Consider the following 16341-nt stretch of genomic DNA (forward strand, 5'->3'; position numbering starts at 1 on the left):
TGCAGAATTTCTCGCCTCTCCTTCGTGAAGAAGCAACAAAAATATATTAACATAAATTCGTGTGTATGTAAAGATGCACGGAAGAAAAAGACGGCGGGCGCACCTCATATTCGGTACGCCCGCCGGTTACTTTTTGTTATTTACGCTTTTCCTCTCCGCTTGGTCATTCAACCGACTGATCAAACTGCAGATTGTCGAAGCCGGTCAGCTCCTGGGCCTGGCTGGTGCGAGTGTAGTACTCCACCTTCACCTGATCTCCCGGCTGCGTGATGGCCAGCTCGGCGGACAGACTGCCCTGCACACTGAACAGCAGCTCGGGATGCTCGTTCAGCACCAGATAATAGGTAGTGCCGCTGCTGTTGTACTCGCTGCCGATGCGCTGCACGGTACCGGTCAGGCTGCTCAGCTCGCTGTTCACGTTGCCTACCATGGTACTGCCGCCTGCACGAAGAGCCTTTTCATAGCTCAGGCGTGCCTCGTCGATGGTATCGCCCACGCCCACGGTCTGGTAGTCCTCCACCGACACATACGCGTACTTTTTAATCAGGCCCTCGTTGTCCTTCAGGGTCATGAAGTAGGTGGGCCGGCTGTTCAGATTAACGATCAGCGGGAAGGCCGCCTGGTAGCCGTACTGCTGCACCTCGCCCTGGGCCGACTGCTGGGCCGCGGTCTCGGTGGCACCGCTGATGCGGTACAGGTGGGGTTCCTTGGTGACCATGTCCACCATCACAAAGCCGATGGCGCTCTCGTCGCCGCCCACGCTGGTCAGGCCGGTGAACAGATAGCAGCTGCCGTCGTTGTAGATCAGGGTCTCGCCGGGGCTGGTGCGGTATTTGTCCTTGTCGCTGAAGTTCAGATAACCGTGTACGTACTCGCCCTTGTTGTTCAGCTGGGTTACGATGAAGTCCTCCGGCTGAACACGGTCCACCCAGTCGGGCAGCTCTTCAATGCTGTAACGCTGGCTCTCGCCGGTGGAGCAGTTGAGCACCACCGCGCCGGTGGCCTCCGGCAGCGAGAAGCCCCGCAGGTATTTATAGGTAGTAATGACCCAATAGGGCTGGCCGGAATCGTCCAGCTCAAAGCTGTAGTCGGTCAGGCCGGTGAAGGGCGCGGCGGTAAAGCGGGCATAGAACAAAAGATTCTGCCACAGATATGCACCCGGCTGGTATTTAATGGTGTAGCCGTCCACATACTGCACATCCTGAGGGTTGATGGCGGACACCACCACATAACCGGGAGTGCCCTCCAGATTGGTAAGCCACTTGAAGACGCCGGAATGGTAGGTGGGCACCGCCCAGACCAGTTTGCCGTTCACCTGCTGCAGCGTAGGCTCACCAAGCACCACCTGACTGCCCAGACTGGGGCGCTCGCCCAGCTTTTTATCCGCCAGCTTCTGAGCCATGGCCTTATCCACAATGGGCAGCTGGCTGGTATCGGTGGTGTCGAAGTCCTCGGCGAAGTCCATCTGGATCAGTTCCGGCATCTGGTCCCGGAAAGCATTCACCTGGAACAGAACGCTGGACCCGGCCCATACAATAAAGTATACGCCCCAAAGCACTGCCACCAGAATCAGCGGCCAGCGGCTGCCATTCTGGAAGCGCTCAAAACGCACGCTGCCCGGCACGCCCTGCACCGGTCCCGGCTTGGCCACCACCCGGCCGATCCGATCCAGCGTGAAGATACCCACCAGCACCGTGATCAGTACACAATACAGGAATGCCGACTCCGGATAGAGCGGGTTCAGGTTCGGGTGCTGAAACACCACATACAGCACGGCCACCAATAATGTGAGCAGCACCGCCTTCGCTTTCCAATGTTTCATATTTTTGTTCCTTTCTCTGCTGTGCGGATGCGTTTTCACCGGATCTCGGCCGCTCCGCTGCTTACTGGTATTCTATCACCGATAGCTCCGAATTCCAAGAAAGAAACGGTTAAAATTTTCCCAAAGGCAACCAGCCGGACTGGAAATCCCCGTCCGGCTGGTTTTCTGCCTGTTATTCGCAGGGCTCCGGCTCACAGCCGCCGCCCCGCTGGTCCGGCGCAGGCTGCACCGCCTGCACGGAATCACCTTGAATTTTTTGCACGCCACCGGGCAGGATCATCGGGTCCACCCAGGGCAGATAGGCCCCGAAGCCCTCCTCCGGGTCAGTCTGGTGCTTTTTCGCACCGCTTTGGCTGGGCTTGTCGCCCAGATCCACCTGACCAACAGCGTTCTGCCCCTGATGATGAGGCTGTGTATAGTTGTTATCCATTGTATTTTCCCTCTTTTCTGATGTATGACAGACCGATAAAACGGATTTCTTCCCTGTTTTCGGGCTTTTTCCGCCTCGTGCGCTGCCTTTTGCAGATAGTATGACCAATCGCATAGATATTATCCGGAAAACTTTTATAAAAAACAGAAAACCGGATTTTTTCCGTTGACAAAACCCATTGCATGGTCTATAATAGACAATGTCGCCGGTGAGAACACCGGGCCGGACATCCGGGTGTAGCGCAGTTTGGTAGCGCGCTTGAATGGGGTTCAAGAGGCCGTGAGTTCGACTCTCGCCACTCGGACCAAAAGCCATCAGCTGAAAAGCTGGTGGCTTTTTTGTTGCTGTAATGCGGGTTTGCGGGCGGTTCCGAGGTTCGGAACCGCCCGTTTTTTATTTCTGCTGCAGGGGCTGTTCTTTTGCATTCTTTCCTTTCCGGAAACGCTTCCGTCAGCCGTTCCCTTATTCAAACCGCTTTCCCACCACATAAAGAGGGGCAAATAAGCCGCCCAACGTTGTACCTAGCATCACGGACAGCTCCATCTGAGGCCATACCACAGGCCACATCCACCAAAGGCCCATACAGAAAGCAGGCAAGGCTGCCATCACTGTGCAGGACCAGATCCGGCCCACCGTTAGAATATGCGGCCAGTTGCGATTGCTGAAACGCAGCCCCGGCACATTCATGCGGAACGGCCCATCCATTATTCCGTATATTCGGTTCTCGTCATAGAACCGTGGCAGATCCTTCCGGGCAAAAAAGCAGAACCATGCCCCAAAAACAGCTCCCAGCAGCACAGCCGTTTGCACGCTCTCCATTGGGATTTCCAGCCGTAGGCTCAGCAGCAGCTCCGCCATTCCCAGCAGCAATGAAAGTACATACCACAAGGGCCACCAGCCACAGCTGCGCCAGACTCTTTTTCCATCCTTCTTGGAGTATGCGATTGCTGTTTTCACCACATCCTCCACCGCCTTTGCATCCATTGGCTGCTGGCTAGCCTGACGGCGGCACATCAGAAGTTCCGTAACGGTCACTCCCAGCAGTTCCGACAGCGGAATCAACAGAGCAGTGTCCGGAATAGATGCTCCCGTTTCCCACTTGCTGACCGCCTTATCCGACACGAACAGTCGCTCTGCCACTTCCTTCTGCGTCATCCCCTTCTCCTTGCGCAGCTGCGCCACAAAGGCTCCAAATTTTTCTTTATCGATTGCAAACACTTTGCTCACCTCGAGAAAATCATACCAGTGATCCAGCTGAGTAGCAACCGAACAGCAGTAGAGTCCCCCTTATCCACCCGCTCAACAAGGGATTCTCAGCCCCTTCTCAGAAAGCACGGAATACCTGCCCCGTCTATTGACACCCTGCCTCAATTCCTGTATTGTTTGTACAAAGACAGTTTTAAAACACCGTGCGCTTCGTCATCTGAAAGGCACCAAATTCAATCGAGCAGAAAGGGATGTTGGCTCATGAAATGCTATGATGAACAGCTGCGTCAACTACAGGCCCAGTGCGCCCGCAAGAAAAAGCTGGAAGCTTCCATAGATGAACTGCGCGCCCAGCGCAAAGTTTATGCCGACCGTGCGGATGAGCTTCGAAAGATCCTCTCCAAAGAGCAGTCAGATGTGGAACGGCTGGAGGGGCGCAGTCTGGCTGCTTTCTTTTATCAGATGGTTGGCAAAATGGACGAAAAGCTGACCAAGGAGCAGCAGGAAGCCTATGCCGCTCAGGTAAAATATGACGCCGCCGCTCGGGAGCTGGAAGGCATTGAGCGGGATTTGAAGCGATGCGAAGACGAGCGGAATTCGCTCTGGGGCTGTGAGGCTCGGTACGATTCCCTTTTGCAGGAAAAAACGCTTGCCGTAAAGGCAGCCGGCGGGCCCACTGCGGAAAAGATTCTGCAGCTGGAAGAACGGAACGGCTATCTGGACAGTCAAAAGCGGGAATTGCAGGAAGCTTTGATCGCCGGTAATGCCGCACTGTCCTGCGCGGATCAAATTCTATCCGAACTGAACAGTGCAGAAGGCTGGGGAACCTGGGATCTGGTCGGCGGCGGACTGCTCACGGATCTTGCAAAGCACAGCCATCTGGACCAGGCCCAGGCTTCGGTGGAAACATTGCAGGCACAGCTTCGCCGCTTCAAAACCGAGCTGGCCGATGTAACAATCGATGCGGACATTCAGGTCAGCATTGATGGCTTCCTGCGTGTGGCCGATTACTTTTTTGATGGAATCTTTGCCGACTGGGCCGTACTGGATCAGATTCGCCAGTCCCAGCAGCAGATACAGCGCATCCGGAATCAGATTGAAATTGTTCTGAACCATTTACACACATTGATGAACCAGACAGACGCAGAGCTGGCCCGCATTTCCAGGGAAATAGAGCAGCTGGTCGCAGGGATCTCCATGTAAGGATCGCAAGCGATTCGTTTACCGATCGCGTTGCTTTTCGTTGTTCCATTCCGGATTTTATCTGAATGAAACCAGAAAGTTTACGTACTTTTTCTTTCTTTTAGTGAACATCAAAGGAGGTATTTTCGATGCGTAAAAATTTTGGAGCCAAGCCATGGACCTATCCGCAGCCGGTATTCATCCTGGCCACCTATGATGAGAACGGTGTTCCGGATGCCATGAACGCCGCCTGGGGCGGTATCAGTGACGACAAGGAGCTGACCATGTGCATCAGCGCCAGCCACAAAACCACCGCCAACATTCTGGCCCGCAAGGCTTTTACCGTGAGTATGGCCACTGCCGACCAGGCTGTCGCCTGCGACTATGTGGGCATTGAATCCGGCAAGTGCGTGGCCAACAAGCTGGAAAAGGCCGGCTGGCACACCACCAAATCGGAATTTGTGGATGCTCCTCTGGTGGATGAGCTGCCCATGGCAGTGGAGTGCCGCCTGGTGAGCTACGACCCGGAAAGCTGCTGTCTGGTGGGCGAGATCGTGAACGTATGCGCGGAGGAGTCCGTGCTGGACAGCGAGGGAAAAATCGATGTGGAAAAGCTTGCGCCCATTACCTTTGACCCGGTGCACAATGTTTATCGCAAGCTGGGCGAGGTCGCGGGCCATGCCTTCCAGGATGGCGCAAAGCTGAAATAATCCGGTGACACCATCCTGGTGACAGTCCGCCGGATTTGAACGCCTTGCCAGGGGCATTTAAAACAACCTCATAAAAAATCAGAGGGGGCCTTCGATACAGGAAGGCCCCCTCTGATGCTTTTTATCCATTCTTTCGGAGATCTCCGACAGCTTTTGCCGGGGCGTGATAACGCCAGCGGACATCTTTGTCCGGGTGCTCTGAATCAGGCTTGACAGCCGGCTTCTCCGCCTCATTGCTGCCGGGTGTTTTTCTGCGGCCTGCCAGCTGCCAGAGCAGCAGCCCACAGGCAAACAGTACAACCGCTGCCGCACCCAGCACCGCAAGCTGCCTCGCCGCTTGCACCGCTTCGGCCAAATAATCGCTGTTTTCGGCCAGAGCCTGCGCGGCAAGCAGCGGATTCTGCTCATCTGTCTTAAAAAACTCCGCCGGCAGATCCACTCCGCAGAAGGCCAGGTTCAACACCGCCACTGGTAAAATCAGCCGGGCCAGACACCAGCCAAACGCCTGTTTACGGCCGCTGAGCATACTGCCCCACCGGCCATACAGCCGCACCGCATTCAGATAGCCCCGCAGCAGCACGCAAGCGCAGAGCAATACCGTGCAGCACAGGATCACTGCGTACACCTCCTGACGCAGCAGCTGCCGCCACAGGCCCAGATCCACCCCCTCTGTCTTCGGGGTGTAGTTTGCTTTTGCCTGCAAATCATACAGCACTGAAAGCCGCAGCCGGTCGTTCTGGGCAAGCAGCATCCGGTTGGGTGCAAGCGTACTGTTCGACTGATCGGGATGAGTGCTCAGATAGAGCGGCGCGGTTTCACCTTCCGGCTGGTATACACCGCACACCGCGTAATCCACGCCCTCGACGGAGAGCGTCTGCCCTGCTGCCGCGATGCCCTCCGGCACCACCGCCTGGTACTGCCGCAGCAGCACCGCCTGAGGCTGGTAGAAATCGCCCTCAATAAACGCAAGGCCTGCCACCTGGCCCCAGTTGGACAGCGCCACCCGGGTCGTCATCTGCTGCGTTCCGCCGGGCAGCTCCACCTCCAACTCTCCCTGCCAGGCGGCACTGTTTTCCGTCTTTTCTCCCACCCGGCGCTGGAACACCTCCAGCGTGAGGGGCGGCGTTTCGCCCAGCTCCGGGTATTCCAGCAGCATGGGGATGTACTCCAGCGCACTGCGGCAGAGCAGCACCTGCCGGGCAAACACCGCCGCACAGGCCGCCAGCAGCAAAAGAGCCAGCACACGCAGGGCCACCGCTGCCTTACTGCGCGGTCTGCTCGTTTTCATTCGCTCCATCCGGCTGCACCACCTTTACCAAATCCCCGTCCTGAATGGGCGCAGCCCCATAGGCCGCAATTCGAAACTCTCCGGTCTCGCCCAGATTCACCACCGCGCTCTGGCCGTCGGAGGCGTACACCTCCACTGCGACCGACACTGCATAGTTCTGCTTGCCCCAGGGGGTCCAGCGCTCCTCCAGCTTCATTACCATGGTGGAGCCATCCTCCTGGGTTTGGATGGCGGACAGGGGCAGCTTGTACCATCCTTCCGTGAGGATGCGGGCCTGGATGATCACCGGGCCTTCCGGCAGTTCCGGCAGCGGATTTTTCTGCCGCAGGATTACTGCGTCTTCGGTCTGTTCCTCTTCGGCGGCCAATTCCAGGGCCAGCAGGTTCATCTCGCTCTCCGGCGGGAAGGCCAACAGCGAGGCAGTCTGCAGAATCTGAGCATCTTTGCCCTGTACCGGCACGCGGATGCGCAGCGCCGGACGCTCGTCCTCGGTGCGGTAGACTGTCCCGTTGAAAAAGTACTCCTGGTTCACACTGCCTCGGGTGGTGAAAACTGCCTCCACCTGGGGCGCAAGAGTCCATTCCACCAGCCAGGCGGCCGAGGTACACAGCACTGCCGCCAGCACCACCGCCAGAAAAATGGCAAAACGCCGCTTGTTGTTTTTTGTTCGTTTCATGCTGTTTTCCTCCCGGGCGGCGCTTATTTGATGCCGGTAAATTCGATGCCCTCCACCAGTTCCTCGTTGAAGAACCAGAACAGCAGCAGTACCGGCAGCATGGCCAGCACACCGCAGGGGAACACCACGGCCAGTGCATCCCGACTGGTACTGGCCAGGAACACCGAAAAGGGATATTTTGCGCTGTCCTTCAAAAAGGCCAGCGGCTGCTCCACCATGTTCCAGGCATCGATAAAAGTGAGCAGACACAAACTAACCGCACCCGCCCGTCCTGCGGGCAGCAGCACCCGGAACAGCACGGTCAGGGTGCCCGCCCCGTCGATCTGCCCGGCCTGCAGAACCTCGTCCGGCACAGCCTTGAAGATCTGGGTCATCAGGAAGGTTCCGAAGGGCAGGAACATGGCCGGAAGAATCAGCGCGCCGTAGCTGTCCAGCAGATTCAGCCGTTCCAGCACGATGTAGTTGGGCACCAGTGTCACCTGTACCGGCATGAGCATGAGCACCACCAGCAGGTAAAACAGCCATCGTTTGCCCGGGAAGGAGAACTTCGCAAAAGCAAAGCCGCCCAGAATGCTCACCAGCAGCTGCCCGGCCACGATCACACCGCACATGGCCAGCGTGCGCCAGAAGCGCAGCCAGTAAGCAGTGCGCCGCAAGAACACCTGCAAATACCCTTGCAAAGAAAACTGTTCCGGCAGAAGGCTTAAATCCAATTCCCCCGTACCGGAGGCCAGCGCACCGTATCGCTGCACTGCCTCCTGGGGAGACAGAAAACTGTTGCACAGCACATAAACCGCCGGGAACAGCACGATCACCGACAGCACCAGAAACAGCGCCGCCAGAATCCAGTCCCGCTTTCTTCGTTTCCGCTTCACAAGACCGCCTCCCCATCCTCTGACTGCATCCGGTACAGCACTGCCACCAGCACCATCATGCCTGTGAACAGCAGAATCGCCGCCACCGACAGCCGGGAATAGGTCATGTTATTGAAGTTGTTATTCAGGTAATGCTGCAGAAAATACACGCTGGTATGGGGATGTTCACCGCCCAGCAGGAAGGCTTCCCGGTAGGATTTGAAGGCATTGATCACACTGATAACCACCACAAAAAAAACTGTGGGCCGCATCAGGGGCGCGGTGATACGCCAGAACACCTGCCGCTCGTTTGCGCCCTCCAGCCGGGCGCACTGATACAGCTCCTCCGGAATCATGTTCAGCCCGGCCAGCAGCAAAATCACATTGTAACCGCAGTTTTTCCACACATACAGCGCCATCAGCACCCAGAAGGCCGCCGGGCTTTCCATCCAGCGAACCGGCGAAAGGCCCACCGCTTCCAGAACTGCATTCAGCGCTCCCTGCTCGGCCAGGAACACATCCACCACCATCACAATGCCCGCCACCGGCACCACCATGGGGAACAGCAGCACGTTGCGGAAAAGCCTTGTGCCCGCAAACTTTTTCTGCAGCGCCAGGGCAAGCAGCATGCTCACCACCAGAATCAGCGGTACACCCAGCCCCAGAAAGCGCAGGGTGTTGCCTGCCGCCAGCCGGAAGCTGCGGGTGCTCAGCACATAGGCGTAGTTATCCAGCCCCACAAAGGTCTGGCCCCCAGGTCCGAAGGTAAGCGAATACCAGAAGGTAAGCCCAAAGGGCAGCGCGAAAAAAATCAGTGTTCCCAACAGTACCGGGGCGGCCAGCGCATAGCCGGTCAGGGCCTGGCGCCGTTTCCATCGGCTGTGTTTGTTCATGGCGGCCCGCCTCCTTTGCAGTAATTTTTGACAAATGCACTTTGAATGTTTATCATAGTAGTGTACTGTACATTTCAGCATAGCACACCCTCTACGCTTTGTAAAGTCAAAAGGCAGAGGCTATGCCGGGAGGGATCTTGCATGATACGAAATCGCATTTTCCGCTGTCTGCTGGCGGCCGCGCTGCTGCTGGGTCTTGCCTGCGGCTGTTCTGTGCAAACGACCGAAGAAGAGCCGCAGCAGGACGTGATGGTCATCTGCGCCGAACTGCGGGACTACCGCAACGTGATGAAGGGTGTGAACTATTACTCGGTGCGCTACTATCCCAACGCCCAGTTTGAAATGCTTTGGCTGCCGGACCCGCAGGTGGACCCGGAGGGACGCGAGCAGCTGATTCGTCAGCTGCGCACCCAGATCATGGCAGGCAAAGGGCCGGATGTTTTTCTGCTGCGGGGCACCGATAGCCTGCTGAACCCCTCGGATTCCAGTGAATATCTGTTTGAGGATCTGCACAAGGCGCAGACGGCCGGGCTGTTCTGCGATTTGACCACCCTTTTGAGCGACCAGGATTTCGCCGGGTTGATTCCCGCGCTGGCCGAATACAAAACCAATGGCGAACCGCTGTATCTGCTTCCGCTGGGCTATCTGCCCCTCACCGTGAGCTATACCGGCAGGATGCCGGATGCCTTTGCCCAGGCGGCTCAGAGCACCGCTCCCCTGCTGGACTACCTGCCCTCGCTGCTCAGTCAGGCGGGCGATGACCACTCGGGAGAGCTTTCCGGCCTGGCCCGGGCGCTGCCGCTGGCGGGTGGCACTGGTGATCTGAGCGAGACCATTGACCGGGAGGGTTTTCCGGCTCTGCTGCGTCTGCAAAAGCAGTTGATGCAAACCGGAGCCGCCGCTCGGCCTTCCGTTTCTTCGCTGAAGGAATCCCCCGCCGGCGGCAATGCCCTGTGCTGGACCGGCTTGCCTCTTTACGACCCGTTTTTAGAGCAGGCCAGTCTGCTGGCTGCCCAAAACAGCGAACCCTATTTTTCGGCGGTGCCCAATCTGGAAGGCGGCGTTACCGCCATGGTCACCAGCTACGTGGGCGTGCGGGCAAACTCCACCCATCTGGACCAGGCCCGGGAGCTGATCCAGCTCTTGCTCAGCGAACACATCCAGACCTGGGAGACCAATTTCCCAAACCCCGGCTACCGGGAGCTGAGCAGTGCCGACCAGGGCCTTCCGGTGTGCAAAACTGCCTTGGCTGCCATGCTGCGGGACCGCAACCGCTACGGTCCCGCCGGCGGCTTTGTGTGGGATGAGATCAGCGATGCCACCATCGCCCGCTATGAGGATTTCCAGAACAGCGTGACCCACATCACCCTGATGGACCGGCGGTACGAGCGGTATCTTGCAATCTGCGAACCTTACTTTGCAGGCACTCAGAGTGAGGAACTTACTCTGGAGAAATTGCAGCGTGAGTTCGTGATCTATGCGGACGAATGACCCGTCCTTGCTAAAACAAAATCCACAAAAAAGCCTCCGCAGAAGCTTCTTCTGCGGAGGCTTTTATCTGTTTATTTTTCCGACGGGACGCGGCGGCGCAGCAGGCTGTAGGCCGGCAGCGCAGTCTCGCAGGGAATGGTGTACTTCATGGTGGCGTGAGGGGTGCTTTCCACCTCTTCGCCCAGCTCATTTTTGATCCATTCCGGGGTCAGGGTGATGCGCTCGCCCAGCGGGGTGAGTGCCTCGATGGTATCGCCCAGGCAGAACTTGCCGCGCTGGCTGCACTGAGCCACGCCATCCTGCCAGCCCTCCACCACGCCGATGAACTCCCAGTGGCGCAGGTAGCCGCCGTTTTTGGTCTCCTGCTTGGCCTGCTGGCGGCCGAAGTAGAAGCCGGGAGAATAGGGCCGATGGCTGGTGCGATCCAGCTCCTCAAACACATCATCCGGGCAGGTGTATTCCTCGGCGGTGGGGTCCTGCAGGAAGGCATCCAGCGCCTTGCGGTAGGCGCTGGTCACACTGGCCACATAATAAGCGGTCTTGGCCCGGCCCTCGATCTTCAGGCTGTCCACACCGGCCTGGCAGATCAGGTCGATGAAGGGGGCGGTGCACATGTCGTTGGCGTTCAGGATGTAGCTGCCCTCTTCGGTCTCGCCGATCTCCATGAACTGGCCGGGGCGGGATTCCTCCACCAGATGGTACTTCCAGCGGCAGGGCTGGGCACACTGGCCCCGGTTGGCGTCCCGCCCGGTCATGTACTGACTGAGCAGGCACCGGCCGGACACGCTCATGCACATAGCACCGTGCACAAAGGCCTCCAGCTCCAGATCTTCGGGCACGTGGGCGCGGATCTCGGCAATGGCCCGCAGGTCCAGCTCCCGGGCCAGAACCACCCGCTTGGCACCCAGATCATAGGCGGCCTTGGCGGCGGCCCAGTTGGTGATGCCCGCCTGGGTGGAAAGGTGGATCTCAGTATTGGGAGCGTACTGCTTAACCATGGCCAGCACGCCCAGATCGGCCACGATGAAGGCGTCCACACCGGCGGCCACCGCATCCTGAATGGCCTGGGGAATACGCTCCAGCTCCTCGTTGGTGGGCAGGGTGTTCATGGTCAGATAGATCTTTTTGCCCCGGGCATGGGCGAAGGCTGCGCCCTCGGCCAGTTGCTCGGGGGTGAAGTTACCGGGTGCAGCACGCATGCCGAACTCGGTCAGGCCGCAATATACCGCGTCTGCGCCGTAGCGAATGGCATATTGCAGCCGCTCCAGATCCCCCGCGGGGGCCAGTAATTCCGGAATGGGAAGCATAATCGTTTTCCTTTCTCACAGCCGGGCGGGCGCACAGGGAGTTTTTCGCTCCCGTGCGCCCGCCGGTTTTGTTTTCCTGTTATTTTACGCTGAAGGCTTTGGACACATTGGCATCGTGCTCGGCCTTGGTCTTGGCGTAGTAGTATACGCCGTTCTTGTCGGTCACGAAGAAATAGTACTTGCCCTCCAGGTATTCTTCATCCGGGTAAAGGGCTGCCTCAATGGCATCAATGCCCGGGTTGGAAATGGGACCTGCGGGCAGACCGTTCAGCTCGTAGGTGTTGTAGGCATTGTAGATATTTTCGGGGATATTGTCCCAGCCGCCGTAGTAGGGGGCAATCCAGTTGTAGATGTAGTTGTTGTCCTCCGGGTTCTGCACGTAGCTGCTGGCGTTGCTCTCCAGCCGGGGATAGGGAGAATCCTCTGCCAGACGGTTGTGGAATACGGCAGACACACGCGCATCCTCCGCGTTGCCGGCCTCCTCCTGCACGAAGCTGGCCAGGGTGATGGCCTCTTCCAGGGTCATGCCCAGATCGCTGGCCCGCTGGCGCATCTCCGGGGTAACCTTGGCGTCAAACTCGGCGTAGAGCTTGTCCACATAGTTATAGACGGTGTCATCCACAAAGAACTCGTAGGTATCCGGGAACAGATAGCCCTCGCACTTCATGAAGCGGTTGGGGTCCTCCGGGATCTCATTCCAGAATTCGTACTGGCTGAAATCGCCGTTGTTTGCCACATCCAGGAATTCCTCGGCGGTGCACAGGCCGGCCTCCTCCATCAGCTGGGCAAACCGCTGGGCGGTGATGCCCTCGGGGAAGGTGACGCTCACGGTCTCCCGTTTCACATACTGACTCATGGTCTCGATGATGGAATCGTAGCTCTGGCCCTGAACCAGGGTAAAATCGCCATACTGCAGATTGGCGCTCTTGCCGGTGTACTTAAGGTAGTAGCGGAAGATGTTGGGGTATTTGATGACCCCCGCATCCTTCAGGCTGCGGGCGATGGACGCACTGTTTTCGCCCTGCTGCACGGTGACCAGAACCTCATCGCCCAGCTTGTCGCGGCCGTTCACATCCTGCATCACACTGAAGGCTCCGAAGGCGGCAGCCGCCAGCAGCACAATGACCAGCACAATCACCACAAAGCAGCCCTTGTGACCGCGCTTTGCCGGCTGGTCCGGGTTTTGGTAGGTTTCACGACGGTATTTAGCCATAGTAACTTCCCTGCACTTTCTTATTCCTTGGGCGGCACGGGGTGCGCCGCTCCATGATTCACTCCAGATCCAGCATCAGGCGCATGTAGCCTTCCTGCACATCGAAGGGCTGATCAAAGAACTGGATCATGCCGTAATCCCGGGGCGCGCCCTCACCCAAAAACAGATTCTGCTGAGCCCCCAGAGTGATGTGGGCCTTACTGGCACCGGTTTTGTCCCGCGCGGCCTCCATCAGCTTTTCCGCAGCCCGGTCGCCCTCGGCGAACAGTTCCACAAAATCCAGAGTATCGTCATCCTTTTTGAAGTAGATGCCGTAGCCGTCCTCATTGGAAACGATGGTTGCTCCCAGGGTATACAGATCGGTGAGCACCAGAATGTATCCCGCGTTGTTCAAGAACACGCTGTCCGGTGCAAAACGGCGGCGCAGCGCCTCCAGCCCCTTGGCAGTCACCGAGTCAAAATCCGCCTGAGCCCACAGGTTGCGGCGGATAGGCCGGGTGAACTCCCGCAGCCCAAAGGCCTTCTGAAAGCCCCTCTGGGCATAGAAGTCAAACAGGCTGGCGCTGGCGGGGATCAGCACCGCAAAGCTCCAGCCGCGCAGCAGCAGCTGAGCGCGGGTGTAGTCCATCAGGCCAGTCATCAGCCCCTTGCCCCGCTGGTCCGGCTGGGTACACACGCCGTAGTAGTAAGCACCCTTGCGCCCCTGCAGTGTGACCGGCACCGCACACAGACTGGCGATGACCCGGCCATCCTCTTCGGCGAGGAAGGTATTCTCGTACCCGGCAAATTTTTCAAAGATATTGGCAGCTACCAGCTCCGGGTCTCCGAACACCGCCGAAAACAGCCCGGTCAGCTGGGCCGCATCGCTTTTTGTTGCCACACGAAACATGGCTTCTCTTCCCTCCCCCCTGACCGCCTTGCGCGGCAAAGGTTATTTGTTCAGTACCGCCCGGTACTTGGGCTCGATGATGATGGGATTGTAGGACAGCTTGGCCTTGCGCAGTCCCTCGGAGCCCACATCGTCCTCCCGGTTGATCATCTCATAGCGGGCGCAGACCTGACGGGCCATTTCCCGGTTGATGATATTGTAGGCGCCGTTCACCTCATACAGCGCCTTCTCCACGTTGGTGTCGAAGATGCGGTCGTTGATGGCGCTGCCGAAGGAGTAGGCCACCACACGGCCGCCTGCGGTGATGTAGCCGCCCTCAATGGGCAGCTCGGTGTAGTGATCAAATACCATTTCGATGGCCTCGTGCTCCATCTGGATGCCCAGGTCATCCTTGTTGTCGGCCAAAGCGGCCCATTCCCGGTTGAACTGCCGCACCAGAGGCAGCGATTCCTCGGTGATGGGGTGGAACTCCCAGTCCGGATTTTCCCGGATAAAACGGGACACATGGTTGCGCTTTTTCTGGAATTTCTTGCCCGGCAGCTCGGCCAGCTCGGCCCGGTCGTAGATGTACTCATAGTCATCCCGCACCGCCTCGATGGTGAACAGGCCCGGGTACCACTGCTCCAGCCGCTGCTTGGCCTCCACCGAAACGCCGTAGAACCAGGCGGGCTCGCTCTGGGCCTTGGCATCCTCGATGATGGCATCCACGGTGGCCTTTTCGTCGCCGTGGCCGGAGGGGTACAGATAATGGAAAATACCGCCCCGGTGGCTGCGGGCAATCACATGATCGCCGAAACGGGCCACCTGGGTGTCGTACGCCTTGCTCCACAGATACAGGGTCACAAAGGCGTAGGTACTGGTCATGTAACCGCTGGCATGCAGCAGCGGGGTCACCCACTGGGCATCCTGCGGTTCGATAGGTTTGAATGTCAGCATAAAATCTCCTTGGTCGCACGCAGCACATCCTCATGAATCTGCTGGATGGTGCGCATTTCGCCCGCATGGCAGCAGGCGACGGTCACCCAGCCCAGCGCGGCGGCGCAATGCCGGGCCGCCTGCTGGCTGCGTGCCAGATACTCGGTATCCTTTTCGTGTATGTCTTTCTTCGCTTCGTCGCCCTGGTAGCGGCCGGTCATCAGCGCCTGGCTTACCGCCGGGTCCACCTCCAGATAGATCACGCTGTCCGGGGTGGGAATTCCGATTTTATTATACTCAAAATCGAACAGCCAATCCAGAAACGCATCCCACTGATCCGGCGGCAGCTTGGAGCACTGGTGCACCGCGTTGCTGGTGGTGTAACGGTCGGCAATGACAATGCCGCCCTTGCGGTAAAATTCGCCCCACTTCATCTTGTAACTGGCGAACCGGTCCACCGAGTAAAAGGCGGAGGCGGCGTAGGCGTTCACATCGTCCGGATGGTTGCCGAACTGCCCGCCCAGGTACATCTTGACCAGGGCGGAGGAATCGCTGGCATAGTCCGGGAAGGTGATCTGCATCACGTCCCTGCCCTGGGCCTGCAGGGCCTCGGCCAGTGCCCGGGCCTGGGTGGCCTTGCCGCTGCCGTCCAGCCCTTCGATCACGATCAGCTTGCCGTTCACGGTTTCAGCGCCTCCTCTTTCAGCGCGGCGTATTTCTCCCGCATGGCCAGGGTTTCGCCGCAGCTCATGGCCCCCTCCGGGCAGGCTCCCTTCACGCAGCCGGGTCCGGCCATCTTGAACAGGGACGGAGCGATGGGGTACACCAGACGCAGCATCTCGTCCGCCAGAGCCCGGATCTCCCACTGGGCCCGGTTGCAGCACCGGTGCCGGAAGAAGTTCTGCAGGCTGCGGGCATTCATGGTCACCACCATCTTGGTGTCGCAGGCGTTGGGCAGCACGAAACGGGCATCCTCAATGGCCATCTTCTCGGCCTTTTTGACTGCCTCGGTCTCGCTCATGCCCTGAGCCATCAAGCGACGGATGTGGCCGTCCTTCAAAAGGGCCGCAATGCGCTTGTAGTTCTCGTTTTCCTGGGCCATGGCGGCCTGGAACTCCTCCAGGGCCGCCGGGTCCGCCTCAATCTCGGGCGGGGTCACATAGTCAAACTGATCCAGCCGCACATAACGCTGGCTCTGCACGCTGTAGCTGGCAATGCGGTGACGGGTGATCTGCGCCAGCAGGCTGCGGGACACCCCCTCAATGCCAAAGGTAAAGCTCACGTGCTCGGTGGGGCTTTCGTGCCCCAGCTTGGCCAGCCGCTCCACAAATTCCCGGCTCTTCTCCGGGGTCAGGCCGGACAGCAGATCGTCGATGTGCGCATTGGAATAGCACAGCTTTGCCGCTGCGGCCACCACCTTTTCCGGTTCCGGGGTATAAGCGATCAGAGATACTTTCAACATTGG

The 16341-nt window shown here is 58.5% G+C and carries 16 protein-coding genes and 1 tRNA gene; 4 read left to right on the forward strand and 13 right to left on the reverse strand.

The genetic code is table 11. The features are described 5' to 3' along the window. Positions 1 to 163: 163 nt before the first annotated feature. Together B5F28_RS04610 and B5F28_RS04615 are read right to left on the reverse strand one after the other, a co-directional pair. Entirely contained in the window at positions 164 to 1822 is a 1659-nt protein-coding gene (locus B5F28_RS04610) for a hypothetical protein (RefSeq protein WP_087293846.1), read from the reverse strand. A 172-nt stretch (positions 1823 to 1994) separates the two neighbouring features. Continuing rightward, on the reverse strand, positions 1995 to 2252 hold the full coding sequence (locus B5F28_RS04615; protein ID WP_087293848.1) for a hypothetical protein: 258 nt from the start codon (positions 2250 to 2252) through the stop codon (positions 1995 to 1997). 230 nt (positions 2253 to 2482) lie between these two features. Between B5F28_RS04615 and B5F28_RS04620 the strand changes: the two genes are divergently transcribed. Next, positions 2483 to 2559, forward strand: a tRNA-Pro gene (locus tag B5F28_RS04620). Between the two features lie 155 nt (positions 2560 to 2714). On the opposite strand, the gene B5F28_RS04625 is transcribed toward B5F28_RS04620, so the two are convergent. Then, the gene (locus tag B5F28_RS04625; RefSeq protein ID WP_143424684.1) at positions 2715 to 3479 is read right to left on the reverse strand and encodes a helix-turn-helix domain-containing protein; all 765 of its coding nucleotides are present in this window, start codon (positions 3477 to 3479) and stop codon (positions 2715 to 2717) included. Between the two features lie 240 nt (positions 3480 to 3719). On the opposite strand from B5F28_RS04625, the gene B5F28_RS04630 reads away from it, so the two are divergent. Then, positions 3720 to 4661 (forward strand): coiled-coil domain-containing protein, encoded by a 942-nt coding sequence (locus tag B5F28_RS04630; protein ID WP_087293852.1) that lies wholly within the window; start codon positions 3720 to 3722, stop codon positions 4659 to 4661. Between the two features lie 128 nt (positions 4662 to 4789). Next, entirely contained in the window at positions 4790 to 5350 is a 561-nt protein-coding gene (locus tag B5F28_RS04635; RefSeq protein ID WP_087293854.1) for a flavin reductase family protein, read from the forward strand. Between the two features lie 121 nt (positions 5351 to 5471). Here B5F28_RS04635 and B5F28_RS04640 read toward each other — a convergent pair whose 3' ends face one another. From B5F28_RS04640 to B5F28_RS04655, 4 genes are read right to left on the reverse strand one after another with little or no spacing between them, the layout of a single operon-like run. After that, positions 5472 to 6647, reverse strand: a complete 1176-nt coding sequence (locus B5F28_RS04640; RefSeq protein WP_143424685.1) for an ABC transporter permease — start codon at positions 6645 to 6647, stop codon at positions 5472 to 5474. Beyond that, the gene (locus B5F28_RS04645) at positions 6613 to 7314 is read right to left on the reverse strand and encodes a hypothetical protein (protein ID WP_087293858.1); all 702 of its coding nucleotides are present in this window, start codon (positions 7312 to 7314) and stop codon (positions 6613 to 6615) included. Before B5F28_RS04645 ends, B5F28_RS04640 begins: the two co-directional genes overlap by 35 nt. Before the next feature lie 23 nt (positions 7315 to 7337). After that, a complete protein-coding gene (locus tag B5F28_RS04650; RefSeq protein ID WP_087293860.1) occupies positions 7338 to 8189 on the reverse strand; it encodes a carbohydrate ABC transporter permease in 852 nt (283 codons plus the stop codon). Beyond that, entirely contained in the window at positions 8186 to 9061 is an 876-nt protein-coding gene (locus tag B5F28_RS04655; protein ID WP_087293862.1) for a carbohydrate ABC transporter permease, read from the reverse strand. The genes B5F28_RS04650 and B5F28_RS04655 overlap by 4 nt, the downstream gene beginning before the upstream one ends. Before the next feature lie 141 nt (positions 9062 to 9202). Here B5F28_RS04655 and B5F28_RS04660 point away from each other — a divergent pair, with 141 nt between their 5' ends. Continuing rightward, positions 9203 to 10552, forward strand: a complete 1350-nt coding sequence (locus B5F28_RS04660; RefSeq protein WP_087293864.1) for a hypothetical protein — start codon at positions 9203 to 9205, stop codon at positions 10550 to 10552. Positions 10553 to 10623: 71 nt separating this feature from the next. Here the strand turns inward: B5F28_RS04660 and B5F28_RS04665 are convergent, their stop codons facing one another. The 6 genes from B5F28_RS04665 to thyX form a co-directional block, all read right to left on the reverse strand. Next, a complete protein-coding gene (locus tag B5F28_RS04665; RefSeq protein ID WP_087293866.1) occupies positions 10624 to 11859 on the reverse strand; it encodes a peptidase U32 family protein in 1236 nt (411 codons plus the stop codon). A gap of 79 nt (positions 11860 to 11938) precedes the next feature. Continuing rightward, positions 11939 to 13072, reverse strand: coding sequence for an endolytic transglycosylase MltG (gene mltG, locus B5F28_RS04670; RefSeq protein WP_087293868.1), 1134 nt, complete (start codon positions 13070 to 13072; stop codon positions 11939 to 11941). Positions 13073 to 13130: 58 nt separating this feature from the next. Continuing rightward, positions 13131 to 13961, reverse strand: a complete 831-nt coding sequence (locus tag B5F28_RS04675) for a GNAT family N-acetyltransferase (protein WP_087293870.1) — start codon at positions 13959 to 13961, stop codon at positions 13131 to 13133. A 42-nt stretch (positions 13962 to 14003) separates the two neighbouring features. Continuing rightward, positions 14004 to 14897, reverse strand: a complete 894-nt coding sequence (locus B5F28_RS04680; RefSeq protein WP_087293872.1) for a DUF2156 domain-containing protein — start codon at positions 14895 to 14897, stop codon at positions 14004 to 14006. Beyond that, positions 14891 to 15559 (reverse strand): dTMP kinase, encoded by a 669-nt coding sequence (locus B5F28_RS04685; protein ID WP_087293874.1) that lies wholly within the window; start codon positions 15557 to 15559, stop codon positions 14891 to 14893. The genes B5F28_RS04680 and B5F28_RS04685 overlap by 7 nt, the downstream gene beginning before the upstream one ends. Beyond that, on the reverse strand, positions 15556 to 16338 hold the full coding sequence (gene thyX / locus B5F28_RS04690) for an FAD-dependent thymidylate synthase (protein ID WP_087293876.1): 783 nt from the start codon (positions 16336 to 16338) through the stop codon (positions 15556 to 15558). Before thyX ends, B5F28_RS04685 begins: the two co-directional genes overlap by 4 nt. Positions 16339 to 16341: the final 3 nt, after the last annotated feature.

This window comes from Gemmiger sp. An194 (assembly GCF_002160145.1).
Classification (GTDB): Bacteria; Bacillota; Clostridia; order Oscillospirales; family Ruminococcaceae; genus Allofournierella.

Bases quoted from the DNA above. Each gene is read 5' to 3' on its own strand.
- B5F28_RS04655 (WP_087293862.1), bottom strand. From the start codon at position 9,061: ATGAACAAACACAGCCGATGGAAACGGCGCCAGGCCCTGACCGGCTAT.
- B5F28_RS04635 (WP_087293854.1), top strand. From the start codon at position 4,790: ATGCGTAAAAATTTTGGAGCCAAGCCATGGACCTATCCGCAGCCGGTA.
- B5F28_RS04645 (WP_087293858.1), bottom strand. From the start codon at position 7,314: ATGAAACGAACAAAAAACAACAAGCGGCGTTTTGCCATTTTTCTGGCG.
- thyX (WP_087293876.1), bottom strand. From the start codon at position 16,338: ATGTTGAAAGTATCTCTGATCGCTTATACCCCGGAACCGGAAAAGGTG.
- B5F28_RS04630 (WP_087293852.1), top strand. From the start codon at position 3,720: ATGAAATGCTATGATGAACAGCTGCGTCAACTACAGGCCCAGTGCGCC.
- B5F28_RS04665 (WP_087293866.1), bottom strand. From the start codon at position 11,859: ATGCTTCCCATTCCGGAATTACTGGCCCCCGCGGGGGATCTGGAGCGG.
- B5F28_RS04675 (WP_087293870.1), bottom strand. From the start codon at position 13,961: ATGTTTCGTGTGGCAACAAAAAGCGATGCGGCCCAGCTGACCGGGCTG.
- B5F28_RS04615 (WP_087293848.1), bottom strand. From the start codon at position 2,252: ATGGATAACAACTATACACAGCCTCATCATCAGGGGCAGAACGCTGTT.
- B5F28_RS04610 (WP_087293846.1), bottom strand. From the start codon at position 1,822: ATGAAACATTGGAAAGCGAAGGCGGTGCTGCTCACATTATTGGTGGCC.
- B5F28_RS04680 (WP_087293872.1), bottom strand. From the start codon at position 14,897: ATGCTGACATTCAAACCTATCGAACCGCAGGATGCCCAGTGGGTGACC.
- B5F28_RS04660 (WP_087293864.1), top strand. From the start codon at position 9,203: ATGATACGAAATCGCATTTTCCGCTGTCTGCTGGCGGCCGCGCTGCTG.
- mltG (WP_087293868.1), bottom strand. From the start codon at position 13,072: ATGGCTAAATACCGTCGTGAAACCTACCAAAACCCGGACCAGCCGGCA.
- B5F28_RS04640 (WP_143424685.1), bottom strand. From the start codon at position 6,647: ATGGAGCGAATGAAAACGAGCAGACCGCGCAGTAAGGCAGCGGTGGCC.